Source organism: Bacillus sp. LR--39 (assembly GCF_053613335.1).
Map to the genome: position 1 here is coordinate 1 of NZ_JBSIOT010000509.1, position 908 is coordinate 908.

General features: G+C 48.6%; 1 protein-coding gene. It reads left to right on the top strand.

The features are described from left to right. Nucleotides 1-908: argininosuccinate lyase (argH, locus tag ACWHAR_RS24530; protein ID WP_452088113.1), on the top strand; the 908-nt coding region annotated here is incomplete at both ends.

Sequence of the window (908 nt, forward strand, 5' to 3'; positions counted from 1 at the left end):
GAAGAAGCTTGGGGGAGGCCGATTTCAAAAAACACCGGAAAAATGGGTCGACGAGTTCGGCGCGTCCATATCATTTGACCAAAATTTAGTTGCTGAAGACATTACAGGGTCTCTCGCACATGCTGCCATGCTGAAAAAATGCGGTATTCTGACAGCTGAAGAAGAGCTGAAAATCCGAGAGGGCCTGAATACCCTTTTGCAAAAAGCAGAGGAGGGAGCATTGGAATTCTCAGTCGATTATGAGGATATTCATTTGAACATTGAGAAAATGCTCATTGACGAAATCGGTCCTCTTGGCGGCAAGCTGCATACCGGCAGAAGCCGGAATGACCAGGTGGCGACTGACATGCATTTATATTTGAAGAATCATGTCGGCCACATCATCGATCTGATTGAGGCATTCCAAAGTGCGCTGATTGAAAAGGCGGATGCGAACGTTGAAACGATTCTGCCGGGCTACACACATCTGCAGCGCGCCCAGCCGATTTCATTCGCTCACCATCTGCTTGCGTATTTCTGGATGCTTGAGCGCGACAAGGAGCGTTTTCAGGATTCGATGAAGCGGATTAACAAATCTCCGCTCGGCTGCGGGGCGCTCGCGGGAACAACCTTCCCAATTGACCGTGATTATTCAGCGGAACTGCTCGGCTTTGATGCCATTTATGAAAACAGCTTGGACGGCGTCAGCGACAGAGACTTCATTTTGGAGTTTTTAAGCAACAGCAGTATGCTGATGATGCACCTATCCCGTTTCTCTGAAGAAATCATTTTATGGTGCTCGCAGGAGTTTAAATTCATCGAGCTTGACGATACGTACGCAACAGGAAGCAGCATGATGCCGCAAAAGAAAAATCCTGATATGGCGGAGCTGATCCGCGGCAAAACAGGGCGCGTATACGGCGATATGA